At 38.5% G+C, this 18372-nt stretch carries 8 protein-coding genes; 1 reads left to right on the top strand and 7 read right to left on the bottom strand.

The features are described 5' to 3' along the window. Positions 1-302 precede the first annotated feature (302 nt). The 7 genes from ACYVHJ_RS22915 to ACYVHJ_RS22885 form a co-directional block, all read right to left on the bottom strand. On the bottom strand, positions 303-1334 hold the full coding sequence (locus ACYVHJ_RS22915) for a Gfo/Idh/MocA family protein (RefSeq protein WP_339902706.1): 1032 nt from the start codon (positions 1332-1334) through the stop codon (positions 303-305). A gap of 15 nt (positions 1335-1349) precedes the next feature. After that, entirely contained in the window at positions 1350-2351 is a 1002-nt protein-coding gene (locus ACYVHJ_RS22910; protein WP_460519785.1) for a Gfo/Idh/MocA family protein, read from the bottom strand. A 378-nt stretch (positions 2352-2729) separates the two neighbouring features. Continuing rightward, complete coding sequence (locus ACYVHJ_RS22905) at positions 2730-4007, bottom strand: Gfo/Idh/MocA family protein (protein WP_460519782.1); 1278 nt, start codon at positions 4005-4007, stop codon at positions 2730-2732. 53 nt (positions 4008-4060) lie between these two features. Continuing rightward, complete coding sequence (locus ACYVHJ_RS22900) at positions 4061-5494, bottom strand: DUF1501 domain-containing protein (protein ID WP_460519779.1); 1434 nt, start codon at positions 5492-5494, stop codon at positions 4061-4063. A gap of 64 nt (positions 5495-5558) precedes the next feature. Further along, entirely contained in the window at positions 5559-8837 is a 3279-nt protein-coding gene (locus ACYVHJ_RS22895; RefSeq protein WP_460519776.1) for a DUF1553 domain-containing protein, read from the bottom strand. Between the two features lie 175 nt (positions 8838-9012). After that, a complete protein-coding gene (locus ACYVHJ_RS22890) occupies positions 9013-10551 on the bottom strand; it encodes a RagB/SusD family nutrient uptake outer membrane protein (RefSeq protein WP_460519773.1) in 1539 nt (512 codons plus the stop codon). Between the two features lie 5 nt (positions 10552-10556). Further along, complete coding sequence (locus ACYVHJ_RS22885) at positions 10557-13703, bottom strand: SusC/RagA family TonB-linked outer membrane protein (protein ID WP_460519770.1); 3147 nt, start codon at positions 13701-13703, stop codon at positions 10557-10559. Between the two features lie 431 nt (positions 13704-14134). Between ACYVHJ_RS22885 and ACYVHJ_RS22880 the strand changes: the two genes are divergently transcribed. Next, complete coding sequence (locus tag ACYVHJ_RS22880; protein ID WP_460519767.1) at positions 14135-18070, top strand: heparinase II/III family protein; 3936 nt, start codon at positions 14135-14137, stop codon at positions 18068-18070. The last annotated feature ends 302 nt before the right edge of the window (positions 18071-18372 follow it).

The following is an 18372-nucleotide window of genomic DNA, read 5'->3' as shown; positions in this document are numbered from 1 at the left end:
ATGTATTAAAACAATCATAACCTAATGGCATTAAAAAAAAGCCTATCAGATAATAAGAGTTATAATCACTTGATTATAAGGTATATTCATCACTCAAAATAAAACATACCTTTATATGGAATTTAACCTCCCACTACAAAAAACACCAGCTTTAACAAGAGTAATCTCTATGCCTAAAAAAAATAATCTCTTCAAACAGAATATATTCGTCTATAGACTATTCTGCTTGAAGAGATCCTAGTTCTACTCTCCGGTAGGAGAAATTATCCACCATCAAAGTTTATTTCTAAATTTAATGATGTTTATAAATTAATTTTTTTGTTTTCAGTAGAAGATGCATACACTCCTAAAATTAACGCCAGCGATCTTTTGGCATCATGTCCTGTTACTACAGGGTCAGTGTCATTTCTTATTGCCTCTACAAAGTCTTCAATTTGAACTTGGTGTAGTTTGAAATCTATGGCCATAGGATCTGATGCGCCAGATCCTCCAATATCAGAACCGGGAATCATGTGATCTTCTTCACCTTTAATATTCCAAGCAATTATTTTACCTCCTTCTAATATTATATTACCTTTTTCTCCATAGATTTCTAGTCTTTCAGGATTTCCCGGGAAAAGTGAAGTCCCACCGGTAATTGTTCCTAAAGCACCACTTTTAAAATTCACTATTGCAGAAGCAAGATCTTCACCTTCAATTTTATGAACCATGGTTCTTACCTGTCCATAAACAGCTTCAGCATCTCCCATAATATCCAATAGCAAATCAATGGTGTGTACTCCTTGGTTGATAAGGGCTGCACCACCATCTCCCTCTATGGTACCTTTCCAATCACTTGAACTATAATAGGATGGATCTCTGTACCAATTTATAGCAGCAGTACCCATTAGCAATCTCCCAATCTTACCTGACTTTACAGCTTCCTTTAACTTAAGGTAGCCCGGTTTTAGCCTGTTTTGGAAGATTACGCCTAATTTTACTCCACTCTCTTCACAAGCTCTAATCAGTAAATCAGCGCGTTCTATGCTGACCTCAATGGGTTTCTCCAATAGTACATGTTTACCTGCTTTTGCAGCAGCCATTGCAGGCTCTAAATGATTTCCACTATGGGTGCAAATACAAACCACATCCAAATCACTATTATTCAAAAATTTATCTATTTCAAAGTAGGCGGGAACATTAAACTTTTCTTCAGCCAACTTTGCTCTTTCTTCAGTGGAACTCAATACAGCAATCAGTTCGCTTTCTTCACTAGCATTGAGGGCTGCTGCATGCATTCCTGCAATTGCTCCTGTTCCTATAATTCCAAACTTCAATGGTTTTTGTTTAGACATTTCTAAAGTATTTAATCATTTAAAATTTTTAGTCATTTGTTCCATCGCCCAGTTGGTTCTGGCAGCAGAAACTCCCGTACTTGGACAGTCTCCCCCCTTTTCAAGCAACTCGTTAACAATGGACTGAATCAGATAAAACTGGATATTTTCAGGCATTTCAAATTCAAAAACTTCATCCGGCATGCCATCTTTTTTTAGTGTGACCGAAGTCCCCCAAAAACAAGGAAATCTTATTTCTCCTTTGTTCCCAACGATGACAATTTCATCTTTTTGAGAAGTTTCACCGGTAGTAAAACACCAATTACCGCAGCCCAGCACACCACTTTCAAAAGTGAAATTTCCTAAAACAATATCTTCAGCCGGATAATCTCCTGATTGGTTCGCTGCCACACCATTCACCTCCTTCATCGGACCAAAAAGGAAGTCTAAATAATCCAATTGATGGGAGCCTAAATCATAAAAATATCCCCCACCGGCTACTTCAGGGTCTATTCTCCAATTGGATTCATCCCTGATTACATCAGGATGTTTGGATTGGTTAATGACGATATTTACATACCTTGGATCTCCAATGGCCCCCTCTTCTAGTAAACTTTTAACTTTTAAAAAATTGGGAAGAGTCCTTCGATAATAAGCTACATACAGCGGCAGGCCTGCATCCTCACAAACTTTTATCATTTCTAAACACTCAGCATGATTTCTAGCCATTGGCTTTTCCACATAAACCGGTTTCCCGGCTTCAACAGCTTTTTTTGTTAATTCCAGATGTGAATTGGGTGGGGTGGCAATATAAATTGCATTTACCTCCGGATCATTGATTAATTCATCCGCATCCGCATACCATTTTGGAACCCCATGCCTTTTAGCGTAATCCTTTGCCTTTTCTGCATTTCTACGCATCACAGCCACCACTGATGAATCAGGTATTTTATTCATTGCTGGGGCACTTTTTTTCTCACAAACACTTCCTGCTCCAATCACTCCCCAACATACTTTACTTGAGTTAAATTTCTCCATATATATTAATTTGCCTTAATTATTAACTAATTGATGCTTTATCAGTAAAAACACTGGTTTCTTTTATCTGCTTCCACGATACTTACCATTTTGACTAAAATGGAATTTTAACTATTACCCTTTTACCAAAATTAGTTTTTTTTGGACAAAAGCCGATGTGTGAAAGCTAAACCTTATTTATTTTTTAATCAAGTTACCCCATTTAAGGAAAAATGGTATCAAAGTTTTTTCATGAAAGGCCTAACCTACCTAAACACTCCGTAATCACAAAAGTATTGGCTTCAAATCATGAGTAACATTGATTCTATTAATATAGGAACCATATAAACATATGATTACGGCCCTATTCCTTAAGGTAGTAGTAGATTGAAAGTTAATTCAATCAAACTGGGCTAAATTCAAATTTGGATTTATACTTTCATTAGAATTAAGCATCGCATCCCAAAGAACTTGTTCCCCTCTTTCAGCGGCCATTCTACCCAAAATTGCAGTATAGGTAGAAGTAGCACCTGAGTTTGCCTCGTTCAAGTATTTTCCGGATTGAATACTACCAATAAAGCTTTTGACTTTGTTTTCATTGGAATCATGCAAGGCTGAAGTAAATACTCCTGCGGCTTGCTGCTCTCTATCTTCGCTTGCCCCTTTATGCCTAAGGATCCCGGAATCCCAAGCATTTTCACCGTCAATAAATACACCACCACTGTAATGAGCGGTGGCCGTTCCTTTGGTACCCAAGAAGCGGGCGCAAACATCTCCAAAATTGGGCCCTAATTGAGTAGAATGAAAACTCACCTTGATGTCATTGGGGTATTTATATATTATTTGGTAATTGTTCCATGCATCCCCAAAAGCGTTATTATGATCTCTTCCACCGGATCCCATAGCCAATAATGGTTTTCTTTGGAGTGTCCAACTGCAAACATCAAGCATGTGAATTCCCTGGTCTAAAAGAATCCCCCCGGACAAAGACCTGAAATGAAATTGATTTCGAATCTTTGCTTCAGTTTTTGACATATTTTCAATTGGATGGATTGGAAGGCCCGAAGCTAAATAATACAATTGAGCGGTGACCAAATCTCCAATAGCTCCTTCTTGAACTCTTTTTACCATTTCCTGATAAGCGGTAGCATGACGAATTTGAAAACCCACCACCATGCTAAGCTTTCCATTGATAGACTGTCCTGCCTTTTCTATACGCTTTACCCCTTGAACATCTATTGCCACCGGTTTCTCACAATAAATATGCACCCCTGCTGCTACAGCTGCCTCCACAAATTCAGGATGAGTGTAGGCTGGAGAAGCTATCAATACTGCTTCTACTTCAGAATTATTTAACAACTCCATATAGGCTTGAGAACCCTGATAAATATTTTTTGAGTCAATTTTCCCAAAGCCATTTGCTTGGTTTAATTCATCATATTTTTCTTTCCCGGCCTTAAGTTTATCATTAAATAGGTCTGCCATAGCCATTATATTAACATTGGTATGCTTAGACATGGATGAGATAACAGATGTACCTCTATTTCCACAACCGATAATTCCAAGTTGAATAGCAGAGTTAGCTTTGCTGCCAAACACGGTGCTTGGTTTTAAAATTGTGATTGCAGATACTGCTGCAGCGCCTTTGATAAAAGACCTTCTTTCTAAGTTTGTCATTTCTTGGGTTGGTTATTTGTTTTGGTGATTTGGTTCAATTTTAAATCTAGATGCTAACTGATGATCTCATGAACCACCCGTCCACTTACATCCGTAAGTCTAAACCTTCTACCTTGATGTTTAAATATTAACTTTTCATGGTCCACTCCCATAAGGTGAAGCATGGTGGCTTGAAAATCGTGAACATGAACAGGGTCTTGTACTATATTGTAGCCAAATTCGCAGGTTTCTCCGTGGGTATAACCTTTTTTCACACCTCCACCGGCCATCCACATCGTAAAACACCTTGGATGATGATCTCTACCATAATTGTCTTTTGTCAATTTGCCTTGGGAATAATTGGTACGTCCAAATTCTCCGCCCCAAACCACAAGCGTATCTTCCAATAAACCTCTTTGTTTTAAATCCATTACCAAAGCAGCCCCTGCCTGATCCACACTTTTACTCATGAGCTGAATATCACGTGGTAGATTCCCATGTTGATCCCATCCTTGGTGGTAAAGTTGAATGAATTTCACATCCTTTTCAGCCAATCTCCTTGCTAATAGGCAATTTGCTGCAAAAGTGCCCGGCTTTCTAGAATCAGGGCCATACATATCATATATATAATCCGGCTCATTTGAAATATCCATTGTTTCTGGAACCGAAGACTGCATTCTATAGGCCATTTCATATTGTGAAATCCTAGAATTGATTTCCGGATCCATTACCTCATCATATTTAATTTCATGAAGTTCCTTCAGTGCATCTAGCATTCTTCTCCGGCTATGATTTTTTAACCCATTGGGGTTATTCAGGTATAATACCGGATCTTTTCCGGATCTAAATTGCACCCCTTGATGTAAAGATGGTAAAAAACCACTTCCCCACAACTTGGCATATAAGGGTTGACCACCATTTTTACCTCTGGAAAGTAAAACACAAAATTCCGGTAAGTTTTTATTGTCACTGCCTAAACCATAACTTATCCAAGAACCCATGGAAGGCCTTCCGCTTAATTGCGAACCGGTTTGAAAGAAAGTGATGGCAGGATCATGATTGATAGCCTCGGTGTGCATGGATTTCACAAAGCACAATTCATCTACAATCTTAGCAGTATGAGGCATTAATTCACTTACCCAAGCTCCACTTTGACCATATTGAGCAAAATCAAAAACAGAACCTGCTAAAGGAAATGAATTTTGACTTGAGGTCATACCTGTCAATCTTTGGCCAGCCCTAATTGATTCCGGTAATTCTTGGCCAAAACGTTCATTAAGCAAAGGTTTATAATCAAATAACTCCATTTGAGATGGTCCGCCACTTTGAAAAAGATAAATCACTCGTTTAGCCTTAGGTACAAGAGGAATATTATTTAAGCCCAGAGGGTTTCTAGCGAAAAGGTTACCTGGCCCCAGTAAAGAAGACAAAGCCATACTTCCCAGCCCCAAGCTGGTTTTCGATAAAAACTGACGACGATCCATATTCGGGTTATGTAACAAACTCATTATCTATTTTTTCCAATCAAAATCCTTAAATAATTTGGCTAAAATGTTCCTCCTAAAATTCCTATTATCGTTTATAGATGGCTTCATCATAGTTCAATAAAGTAGAATTGACCAAAGTTAGTGCAGCCAATTTCTCTTTTGACAATGTCTTATCATTCTTATATTCACCTACTTGTAGCAAACTATCTGCGTCTTGCGGTGCTTTTTCAAATCCTTCCAATTCACTTAGATACAGTTCTTTTATAATCTCCAACTCTGCTTTTTCGGGATTTCTACTTGTAATTGCTTTAAAACCAAATTTCAACTGATCAATTGTTTTTTCTCCACCATGGGTCAACATCTTTTCAGCCAACACCCTTGAGGCTTCTATATACTGAGGATCATTCATCAATACCAGTGCCTGTAAGGGAGTATTTGTATTTTGTCGTTTTATAATACACATGTATTTATCCGAAGCATCAAAATTGATCATTGCGGGTGGTGGTGAACTTCGTTTCCAAATGGTGTACAGGCTACGTCTATATAATTTTTCTCCGGTATCCTGAACGTATTCATTCGCATAATTAGTGGTTAACTCTCGCCAGAGTCCTTTAGGTTGATAAGGTTTAACACTTTCCCCTCCAATTTTTCTAACCAGTAATCCACTTGAAGCCAAAGCTTGGTCCCTAACCATTTCCGCTGGAAGTCGAGAAGCATTGGCTCTTGATAACCAGATATTGTCCGGATCTTTAATTCTACCATTTACATTTACAACGGAGGATTGTTGGTAGGTCGCAGAGCTTACCAACAATTTTATCAATTCTTTTAGATTCCAGTCTGATGCTATAAATTTGATTGCAAGGTAATCCAACAGTTCAGGATGTGAAGGAAACTCCCCCTGATTACCAAAATCATCTGGTGTGGCCACAATCCCTCTACCAAATATCATTTCCCAATATTGGTTTACTATTACCCTCGCAGTCAAAGGGTTTTTTTTATCTAAAAGCCATTTGGCTAATCCCAATCTATTCTTTGGCAATGTGTCAGAGAATTTTAAGATGACATCAGGAGTACCCGGAAATACCTGTTCAGTGGGAGCATCATAAACCCCTCTGTCCAAGATGTGGGTGGCCCTCTTCTCCCTTCTTTCTCGCATAACCATCACTTCTCCCTTGGAACTTACCAATTCATTCTCCTCTATGCGCAATTGATGCAAAACTTTATTTTGCATGCCATATGGCTCGTTTACCACTGCAAAATAATAATCTTTGAGAGCGGCAATGTTTCCTTTATTTTTATTCTCGAGCAAAGGATTAAGCACCCCTGCTAACAACTGGGCTTCAATTTCTGTTAGATTACGATCAAACAACCTAAGTTCATCCACAATAGAATGGTCTAGGGTTTCAGCAAAATTTGTCCCCCTTTTTCCAATTTGCAAATTACCGGGGCTACCAATACTCCTTTTTTCCTTACCATAAGCCAAAATGCTTTGCTTTAAATGATCGGTTATTACTTTTGTTTTCATTGGTTTGCCATCCATATAGAGCTTTAAGCCGGAGGCTTTGCTTGATCCGTCATAGGACATGACTAAATGTACCCATTCACCCACAGGTATTGCCTCTTCAGTATGGACTTCTATGGCATTTGCCGGCCATGTATGGCTCATTAATCCTGCTAGACTTCCATCTTCTCTAATTAATAATTCATATCCTCTAAACCCATTTGCGAAGCCACCGGTTTTGGAAAAAATGGGCCCATTCAAACTATCTTTAAGGGCCTTGTACCATATACTTATAGAAAAAGGATCACTCCGTTCGAAATAAGCTATATCTGCACCTAAATCCACATAACTATCCCCAACCAGTTTTATTCCTTTTCCAATCTTTCCTTTCACCGATATTAATTCCTTATCCTTTTGAATGACTACCATATCAGCAGGTTTGGCTTTATCAATGAGATTATAGAATTTATTATTGACAGGCTTATCTAGAGGATAGTATGCAATTTCTCCCCTTGGAACCCTTAATGGAGCTTTGGTCTTTGAAAGATTGTTTTGCCAGCTTTCAAAAGAAGCCAAATCATCCTTGGTATATATTTTTAACCTTTTTTCCTCTTCCTCAATTTTTTCTTTTAAATAAGCAATCTTTTTCTCCACTTCCTCATCTTCCTTAAGGATCAATGTCGGACTTGGATCTCCTACATAGGGTACTTGCCCTGTTTCATTTACATTGTTAAAAAAAGCATAAAATTGAAAATATTCTTTTTGAGAAATAGGGTCGTATTTATGGTCGTGGCATCTTGCACACTCTGTAGATAATCCTAGAAAAGCTTTGCCTAGCGTATTGGTACGATCTGCTACATACTCAACACGGTATTCTTCCGGAATAATCCCGCCTTCTTGGCTTTGCGGATGGTTTCGATTAAAACCTGTTGCCAAAATTTGATCATAAGTTGGATTAGGCAATAAATCTCCGGCCAATTGCCAAAGTATAAAATCATCATAAGGCAAATTTTCGTTAAATGCCTTAATTACCCAATCTCTCCATGGCCACATATTTCTCATGCCATCATCTTGATATCCATTGGAGTCGGCATACCTCGCCAGATCAAGCCATTTAGTAGCCATTCTCTCTCCATATTGCGGGGAATTTAATAATTGATCCACATAAGTAAGGTAAGCTTCGGAAGACGTGTCATTTAAAAATTCATCAACTTCCTGTAAAGAAGGTGGTAGCCCGGTAAGATCAAAAGAAAGTCTTCGGATAAGAGTTTCTTTACTTGCTCTTTCTGTAGGCTTAAACCCTTTTGAAATCATTTTATCGTAAACAAAATGATCTATATCGTTATTGGCCCAAATAAGCCCTGAATCATTTAAAGCAGGGACCATTTGTTGTTTAGGTGGTGTAAAAGACCAATGGGGTTGATATTCTGCTCCTTGCTCGATCCATCGGGTAATAAGTGCTATTTCAGTCTGGGAAAGTTTCAAATTTGAATCAATGGGAGGCATTCTAAGATCTGTCTCTTCAGTAACCATACGCTCATAAACAGCACTTCTCAAAGGATTTCCCGGTACGATCGCATAATGATCTTTATTTTCCCCAATCAAAGCCAAGGCTTCAGACTCCACATCCAACCTCAAATTAGCTTCTCTTTTGTTCACATCAGGACCATGACAAGCAAAGCATCGGTCAGATAAAATAGGTTTAATATGCAAGTTAAAATTTACCTTTTCAGGTAATTTGGCCTCGACTTCTTTAGGAAATTCAATGGATTTATTGAATGAGACCACCCAAATAATTACCAGGGCAATCGTCACAAAAAAAGCAATTTTTAATATAAGGCCTTTGTTCATCTTATACGCCATTCACAAAATTTTACATTACAATATACGAATTGCCTTTATAAAAATTAATGAAAATGTCATGACCTGAAATATTTGTATTTGTAAGGACAATCCAAATACTCTTTGGTCATGACAAAATTCAAGTGAGCCAGTTTTAATTTACTATTTTACGATTAACATTTTTTTAAATAAGCAATTACCAGCCAGGGTTTTGTTCTAAATTATTATTGAAAGCAATTTCATTGTCCGGGATCGGCAATAGGTTATGCCGGTCTTCATAACCATTCGGAAACTTAACTTCTATCAACCCTCCATCTGCGGCTTTAATATCCACCGGATAAATATCTTGACCTATCTTCCACCGCTTTATATCCGCCCACAAAATGCCTTCACCAAAAAATTCAACTACCTTTTCATGCCTTAGTTTTTCTCTTGCTTCTTCTTGAGAAAGTCCAGTGGACAATGAGGTTATTTTAACATCTGTCCGTTCAGTTCTTATTCGATTGATAATACTTATTGCTTCAGGAATATTTTGATTGGTTTCAATTAGGGCTTCGGCTTTAGCCAACAGGACATCGGCATATCTCAAAACTATAAAATTTAAAGGAGATACCCTCGGAGTAAGTAAAGCTATCCCCTCACCTACATTTTTACGCAACCCAAAACCCACTCTCTGTCCGGTGTGATTAGGTACTTCAGAGGGGTACAATTTACCTTCAAAGGTGGCGCCTGGTCTAAGAATAGAAAAATCTAATCTGGGATCTCTGCCCTCAAATTCATTATTTGGATCCACTGCAGATCCATCAATCATTTCATATTCGTCAATAATATGTTGAGTAGGAGCTGGATCACTGGCACCTGCTGCCGCAACACCACCCGGAAGCGCCAACCAAGCAAAGAAATTACCTTGTCCTTGCTCCCCAGCAATGTATTGTATATCAAAAAGTACCTCTTCATTGTTTTCATTATCCAACTTGAACAAGCCTTCATAGCTTGGAAAGAGATCATACATTTCAAGCGCATCTATTTGTTCTATAACCTGCAAAACTTCGGCGTATTTGTTTTGGTATAGGTATGCTCTCATTTTCATCCCTAATGCGGCACCTTTGGTAGCCCTTCCTAACTCATAACTGACAGGGGCTAAATTTTGTACTGCAAAATCATAATCCGAAATAGCCTGAGCCCAGGTTTCTTCTAATGTATTTCTACTTAATGAAGTTATTTCTTCCGTGCTTAATTTTGTCAAAATAATAGGTACACCACCATAAGTTTCTGCCAATAAGGCATAGGCAAGTCCTCTGATAAAACGTACTTCTCCTAAGTAAGTAGCTTTCACATCAGCAGCAAGTTCCACATTTTCTATATTGGATATAAAGTCGTTTGAGAAATTTATTATACGGTAACACATGGTCCACCGCTCATTTAACAAACCTCCTGAAGTACTGGCAGTAATGGATCCGTTTCCAATTTGCTTTTCCATACCATTCCAGTGAGCCCATTGATAAGCGTAAGGGGTGATGGCGTCAAAAGTTGGTCCTGAACCATATACCCCCCGGTGTTTAAGCACACTATAAATTCCATTCAAAGCCAATTTAACATCACTTTCATTTTGCCAAAAAGAAACCGTTGTAATCCTGTCGGTTGGATACACTTCCAGAAAATCATCTCCACAGGCGGTACCAAGGAGCATCGCCACTAATACGAAATTAATTTTAAATATTTTCATCGTTTTCATAAGGTTTACAGATTAATATTAACACCAAGAGAAAGGATTCTAGGAAGGGGATAATAATTATCTCCTGAATTAAATGTGTTTCTTTCCGGATCAAATCCCTCATAGTCTTTGGACACTATGGAACCCAAATTTTGTGCATTACCATAAAGGTAAAGTTTTTGGACACCAAGTCTCTCGGTGATGGAGGCAGGAAAAGTATAACCCAATTGAACATTTCTGAGTTTTATAAAAGAAATATCACTCACCCAATAGGAAGATGCTTCACTTCTCCAGGTATCACTTATTGATATTCTCGGTACGGTCGTACTTGGATTGTCTGGAGTCCAGGCATCTCTCCATTTTTCTGTGATGGTTCCTCCTGAAATACCCAATGGTTGGGTCCAGGCATTTTGTGTATAAACACTAGCCCCCGCGATACCCATAACCAAAACGCTCAAATCAAAACCTTTAAAATTTAAACTGGGTGTAAGCCCAAAAGTATACTTAGGGATGGTGTTCCCCAAAGCCATTTTGTCCTCAAAACCCAAACGGCCGTCATTGTTAACATCTTCATATTTCAATTCACCAGCTTGAGGAATATAGCCATTTGCATTCATATGTTCGGAAGCTTCCTGATCCGATTGATAGATACCTATGGCTTTGTATCCATAAAGCTCCCGATAAGAAAATCCCTCACGAATTAGATACAATTGGTCGGGTGAATTTTCTCTAAACTTGGTTACCTGATTGACTATATAAGTCATATTCACTCCAAGGTTATACCCCAGTTCGTCCCTGTCTGTAGCCAACTTCGAATAATTTATATTGAATTCAAAACCATTGTTGGTCATCTCCCCTACATTTTCAAATGGCGCACTTACCCCCCCCAAAATGGCGGGAATAGGTAATTGTACAATGATGTCGTTGGTGGTTTTTCTAAAATAGTCTGCTTCAACAAAAATCTGATTGTTTAATAAACCAAATTCTAATCCCAAATCAGTAGTTACCGAAGTTTCCCATCCGATGCTTTCATCAACAAGAGCCGTAATGCCTGCGCCGGGCGCAAAGCTTCCTGAAAAGTTATAACTTAGTCCGTTTGTTTGGTTGACTACAGCCAAATATGGCCAATAAGAATTTATATTTTGATTGCCTAATTTACCCCAAGAGGCTCGAACTTTCAGGTCTGATATCAAATTTTGACTTTTCATAAACTCTTCCTCTCCCAATCTCCAACCGGCTGAAAATGCAGGGAAAACACCCCAACGATAGTCTTCTTTAAACCTTGAACTACCATCTGCCCTGAGGTTCATTTCAAATAAGTATTTGTCTGATAAAGCATAATTCACACGTCCGAAGTAAGACATCATTTTAAGCTCACTCATATTTCCATTCGCTTGGAACCCTGCAGTACCGGCATCTATTTGAATTAAACCCTCCTTAGGGGGACTAGACCTTCTGCCATATACATTTTTTATAACAGTACTTTCAATTTGAATACCTGCAATCGCAGAAACATTATGTTTTTCATTAAATGTTTTGTTGAAATTTAAAGTGGAATACAAGGTATTATAGTTACTCTGCACATTACTTCTACTGGCTTCTAAAATAGTAAGGTAATCCAGGTTTTTGCCTTCCACTCCGGTATGAGTATATCCGTAAACTAAGTCATTATGTCTATCTACCAAATTACTGTTATATTGAGAAGTTAAGTTGGTTTTTAAACTCAGATAGTCAGTAAAATCTATATTAGCAAACACGTTCATTTTGAAAAAATTATTCTCTGTAACGGATAAACCGTTGGCCGTTTCTATCAAAGGGTTTCTATTTCCGACAATTGTATTACCATCACTATTAATCGCTTGCACTGATCCAAATCTTCCATCTTCAGTATAGGGAGCTGTAAAAGGGTAACCTCCATTAGAAAAAATATACATCATCCGACCCAAATTAAATGGTTCTTCAGAGGCTTTTTTGATGCCATTAAGCCTTCCTCCTATCGTAAGCCAATCTTTAAGCTTAGTTTCCAAATTTACAGTCAACCCATATCGGTTTGATTTAGAATTGAGCATGATCCCATCCTGATCTAAATAGTTCATTGATACATAGAATTTGGTTTGCTCAGAACCTCCATTTACCGAAATATTGTGTTCTGTAATGGGTGCATTCCTAAAAACCTCTTCAAAAAAATTAGTGTTTGGATATACATAAGGATCATTATTGTTTCTAAAATCATTGATCACTGTTTCTGGAAACAAGGGGCTTCCGCCTTGATTTGCCAAAGCTTGATTCCACATGCCCATGTACTCCACACTATTCTCAATAATATTGTACCTTCTCCCAAGGCTTTGCTGTCCTACATAACTTCCAATATTAATACTAGTCCTTTCACCAAATTTTCCTGATTTAAGGGTAATCAAGACAACACCATTGGCTGCTCTTGAACCATAAATAGCCGAACTTGCCGCATCTTTTAGCACTGTCATGCTTTCAATATCATTTGGGTTAATCTCGTTTATTGATGCCTCCACACCGTCTACAAGAATAAGTGGGTTTGAATTATTTAATGTTCCCCATCCTCTAACCCTGATCTGAGCACCATCACTTCCGGGTTTTCCTGAATTCTGACTGATCCAAACGCCTGGTACTTGACCACTCAATGCTTGAGATGCATTGGTTAAAGGCCTATTTTGTAGTTCTTCATCAAAATTCACAGAGGAAACGGCACCTGTCAAATTTTCTCTCTTTTGGGTGCCATACCCTACAACCACCACTTCATCGAGGGCCGATGTATCTTCAAGTAGTGTTATATTAATCATGCTTTGGTCAGAAACTTGAATTCTTTGTGAGACAAATCCAATAAATGAAAAAACCAATGTTGCCCCTTCATCTACATTAATCCTATACTTCCCATCCAAATCAGTAGCAGTACCACTGCCAGTGCCGGGTACAGAAACCGTAACCCCGGGGATCGGTTCACCATTTACATCTACGACCGTACCGGTAATTTCAGCTCTTGGTTTGGGGCTAGCGGGGTGAAATGCTTTCGAGACAAAACTGTTACCGTACCCGAAACTAGATATCATTAATAATGCAATTAATACATTTAAGCTTACAATGGCTTTACTAGTAGGGAGATAAGCCCCCCAACAACTTTTAATTGGTACATTTTTCATTGATTTGCGGTTTGGTGAATAATTTCTTAAAAATCATTAGAATAAAATGATGTCAAACACTAAATTTTATCATTAAAGTCAAATGACACTTAATAATACTACTAAAATTTAAAAATTTATATATTATCAAATATTTTTTCCTTTATTATTTCAATTGATATTAATTATACTCTCCTAAAAACTTGCTGAAGTAACCTATATCATCATTTTGAGTATCATTTTTATTTCACTACTAGCCATATTTAAAATATTGTCCAACCATAGTTGGGTGGGCTTCATTGATGTTCCTAGACAGGTTGTTCTAAAAAATGAATTATCGCTTTATTTTCTCCTTATTCTCAATACCGGTCGCTCCCCCTCATCCATTTTTCACTTTCATTTTTGCCTGTATACTCGTATATTTTCACGCAATATAAAACTCAAAACTACCTATGAAATCATTCCTATTAGCCCTAACAGTTTTTGCTTTTTCATTTTTGTTAGGGGCCCATAGCTTTGCTCAGCTTGCTGATGTAAAATCTGACTTGATCTATCCTACCTCATTTGTACATCCCGGTATTTTACAAAACCAAGCTGATTTGGATTATATGAAATCTCAGGTGGTTCAAGAGAAAGAACCATGGAAAACAGCCTATGAGAACCTTAAAAATGAAGCATCAATTGATTTTCAACCCCAAGCATTTACCCATGTAGTGAGGGGCTCATATGGTCGCAAAGGGGAAGGACATAAAGAACTTTCAGCCGGAGCCTTGGAAGCCTACAGACAGGCTTTGCTCTGGTACATTTCTTCAGATAAGCAACATGCATTAAAGTCCATAGAAATAATCAACGCTTGGGCCGAAAGGTTATGGGATTTTGATGACAATGATGCAAAGCTCATCGCAGCACTGACCGGTCAACACTTCCTGAATGCAGCAGAGATTTTACGGTATAGCGATTCTGGTTGGGATCCGGAAGAAATCCAAAAATTTGAGCAATTAATGCTTACGGTATTTTACCCATACATCAGAGACTTTTTCACAGAAGCCAACGGGAACTGGGATGCAGCCATGATCAATACCATGCTTGGAATTGGGGTTTTTACGAATCGACCTGAAATATTTAAAGAAGCAGTAGACAGGTATTTCTGGGGACCTAACAATGGGAGTATCTCCAAATACATTTACCCCAACGGGCAAATCCAAGAAACAACAAGGGATTGGCCCCATGTTCAATTGGGTTTAGGAGAATTTGCCAAAGCTGCTCAGGTTGCCTGGACACAGGGAGTAGACTTCTATTCAGTGGCTGACAATAGACTGGCTTTAGGTTTTGAATACAGTGCAAAATTCATGCTTGGCAATGAAGTTCCTGTTTATGGAATTATTTCTCAACGTGGACGTGGTGAGTTCAGAGATATCTATGAATTTGTATATACACACTACACTGATATTAAAAATATTCCCATGCCATATTCAAAAAAGGCGATCGAAAAAACAAGGAATGAGTCAAGCTGGGAGTTTTTAGTCGCTCAAAAAGCCCAATCAAAAAAATCTTCATCAATAACAAAAACTCCGCTATCGCTTGCGCGAAAGCAAAGTGGTGCCTCCAGAGCAAAATTAGGCAAAACTCCAACAGATTATATAAATGTAAAAGCAGGACAATCAATTCAACAGGCCATTGTAAAGGCTCAAAAATCTGGGCAAAAAATACTCCTTGAAAAAGGTGTGCACGTATTGGAGGCCCCACTAATATTACCCGATGATATTCATTTAGAAGGCTTTGGATTATCCACCATTCTTTTGCTTGAAGAGCAACTGAGAGGAATAACCATTGGCAACCTAAACCCTTCAACAGCAAACATTACGCTTAAAAATTTTGTGATCGAGGGTAGGTCAAGTGCTGAAGCAGAATATGATCCCAATCAAGGTAGAAGGGCTCGCGCCAGACAATCAGCTCCTAGAAGGGAGGGCTTGGTATTGTCTGCTGATTTCCCAGGTCAAATCCAAAATATTCATTTGGAAAACCTTACGGTAAGAAACTTTACCAAAAATGGGGTTTCACTACGCGGAGCAAATAAAGTAAACATCATCGATTGTGATTTTAGTGACAATGGTTCTAATGTTGTTCCCGGTAAAGGCATTCATCATAACCTCCATCTTTTCCAATCGAGCAATATCAAAATTTCCAATAGCCGATTTAGTAATTCACCATGGGGCTCCGGTATAATGGCCAGTCTTTGTGAAAACGTTAAAATCGTCAACAATGAAAGCAGCCGTAACAAAGGCGATGGCATACAGGTCAATGAATCTCATGCTGTGGAAATCAAATACAACCTCCTGGAAGGCAATGATCGAAACGGTTTGCTTTTAGAAAATCTTTATAAGGGCAATAGTCAACTTACCATCGCTCAAAACACCATTCAGACAAATGGAGGTATGGGTATCAAATCTACCAACAACTTCAGCCAGCTTAGAAATTACAATATAATTCAACACAATGGAACACAAACTTCAACAGCCGTTCCAAACGAGCATTTTCTTAACAATTGGCAAAAGATATCTGAAAAGCTAAACCTCACACAAAAAGTAAAGGCCAATATTGACAACCCTATATTGGCTGCCAGGTATTTACTGGAATATTTTAGGAGTAGAACAGGTTTAGCTCATCCTTCCGACAACAAAAACTATAATGGAAAACCTTCATCCAAGGATTTTATTTATGCTGAAAATGCCCTAAAACATGTGATGGTAGGCCAACCTGCCTATCCACCATCCTTTGTAGGCTGGGACATCAATTGGGAAACCCAACCGGTAAAAGATAAAGAATGGGTATGGCAGCTTAATAGAATGGTCTTCTGGCAAAGCATGGGAAAAGTTTACAAAGCGCAAAGGGATGAAAAGTATGCCCAAGAATGGAACAAACAACTTATTGACTGGGTAATAAAAAACCCAAGAGATGAAAATCATCAACTGGCATGGCGATCTATAGAAGCCGGTATTAGAGGAAACAGGTGGACCCACCTATTCAATTATTTTCTTCACTCCCCTAATTTCAGTCCGGAGGCCCTGGTATTCTTCCTTAGTAGTATGTATGATCATGCTGACTTCCTAATGACCAAATACAGTTCTGGAAGCAATTGGGCCTTAATGGAGGCTGAAGGAATGGCTTTTATCGCCATGACGTTTCCTGAATTCATAGACTCAGACCAATGGTTGAATGAGGCGATCAAGCGTTTTAACAATGAGATTCACGAACAAGTATATCCTGATGGTCACCAAAGAGAATTGGCTTTTGGGTATCATATGGGAAGCATAAGTTGGTTTTTGAGGACCTATGAACTTGCTCAAATGAATGGCAAGGCGGATCTTTTTTCTGAAGATTACCTGAAGATGATTGAGAAAATGGCTGAGGTTCCCATGAAGCTTGCTTTTCCTGATGGTACAACTCCTCAATTTGGAGACGCATGGACAGGAAGCCCCGGACAACATTACGATAAACTTAAAGTATATGCCAAACTCTTTGACAGACCAGATTTTCTGTATGTGGCCACTGAAGGAAAAGAAGGCAACAAACCCGAAAATACGGCTTTTGCTTTCCCTCAGAGTGGGCTTTATTCCATGCGAAGCTCTTGGGATCCTTCAGCCATTGCCTTGGTATTAAAATGTGGCCCCAACGGAGGCGGACATAGTCAACCGGACAATGGGACCTTTTCTCTTTTTGCCGGAGGAAGAAATCTCACTCCTGATTCCGGTAGCTTTATTTATAGTGGTGATCCGGAAGGGAGAGCTTGGTTCAGGCAGAGCAAAGTACACCAAACCCTTACTTTAAATGGGGAAAACATTAATTATGCACCAAAATTATTACTATGGAAACCCGGAGAAAAACATGATATTCTAGTGGTTGAAAATCAAAATTATGAAGGAATGGCCCACCGTAGAGCGGTAATATTCTACAACAAATCATTTTTTATTCTAGTGGATGAGGCCATTGGGACTGAGAATGGTATACTGGATTTAAATTTTCAACTCGCCCCCGGTAAGGTTTCGATGGACAAAGAAAACCTTTCGGTCCAGACCTTGTTTCAAAATGGCTATAATCTTTCTATAAAAGCGCACGAAACAACAAAATTAGGCTTAAACGAAAAAGAAGGGCAAGTCTCTTTTATTTATACCATAAAAGAGCCTCGTCCGGCATTTTCTTTTAGTAAAGAATGGGATGGCAAGAAAAATGGTGTGCTGTTTATTACAAGTTTGGTTCCTTTTCAAGGGGAAGAAGCCCCTCAACTAGATATTCAATTGGGATCAAAAACAAAAATAGGTAGTGATAAGGTTACTTTAGAAGTAATTACCAACGGAGAAAAAGAAACCATCAGCTACAACTTTAAATAAGTATAAGCACCAACACCGTACTTTGAAGAAAGGGGTTTCCATGAAATGCAAATGACAATGCTAAATACTCCATGGTGTTTCTATCAATAAGGTTTAACCCGAAATATGAAATAGACAATCTATTACGTGCTGAAATCGCTTCAAAATCAGCCACTTTGTTGCTGTTTTCAATTTCACCATAGCGGTGCTATGCTAAAATCTCCAAACAGCCTGATTTTCTTGCGATTGCAACACTTCCCGTAAACACGGGACAGGCTTCACCCCTGACCTTGTCAGGGCGGAGAAATCCTATTACATAATCC

Source organism: Cyclobacterium sediminis (assembly GCF_054781075.1).
This window is presented reverse-complemented; position numbering and strand designations above follow the sequence as displayed.

Bases quoted from the DNA above. Each gene is read 5' to 3' on its own strand.
- ACYVHJ_RS22890 (WP_460519773.1), bottom strand. From the start codon at position 10,551: ATGAAAACGATGAAAATATTTAAAATTAATTTCGTATTAGTGGCGATG.
- ACYVHJ_RS22900 (WP_460519779.1), bottom strand. From the start codon at position 5,494: ATGAGTTTGTTACATAACCCGAATATGGATCGTCGTCAGTTTTTATCG.
- ACYVHJ_RS22910 (WP_460519785.1), bottom strand. From the start codon at position 2,351: ATGGAGAAATTTAACTCAAGTAAAGTATGTTGGGGAGTGATTGGAGCA.
- ACYVHJ_RS22915 (WP_339902706.1), bottom strand. From the start codon at position 1,334: ATGTCTAAACAAAAACCATTGAAGTTTGGAATTATAGGAACAGGAGCA.
- ACYVHJ_RS22885 (WP_460519770.1), bottom strand. From the start codon at position 13,703: ATGAAAAATGTACCAATTAAAAGTTGTTGGGGGGCTTATCTCCCTACT.
- ACYVHJ_RS22895 (WP_460519776.1), bottom strand. From the start codon at position 8,837: ATGGCGTATAAGATGAACAAAGGCCTTATATTAAAAATTGCTTTTTTT.
- ACYVHJ_RS22880 (WP_460519767.1), top strand. From the start codon at position 14,135: ATGAAATCATTCCTATTAGCCCTAACAGTTTTTGCTTTTTCATTTTTG.
- ACYVHJ_RS22905 (WP_460519782.1), bottom strand. From the start codon at position 4,007: ATGACAAACTTAGAAAGAAGGTCTTTTATCAAAGGCGCTGCAGCAGTA.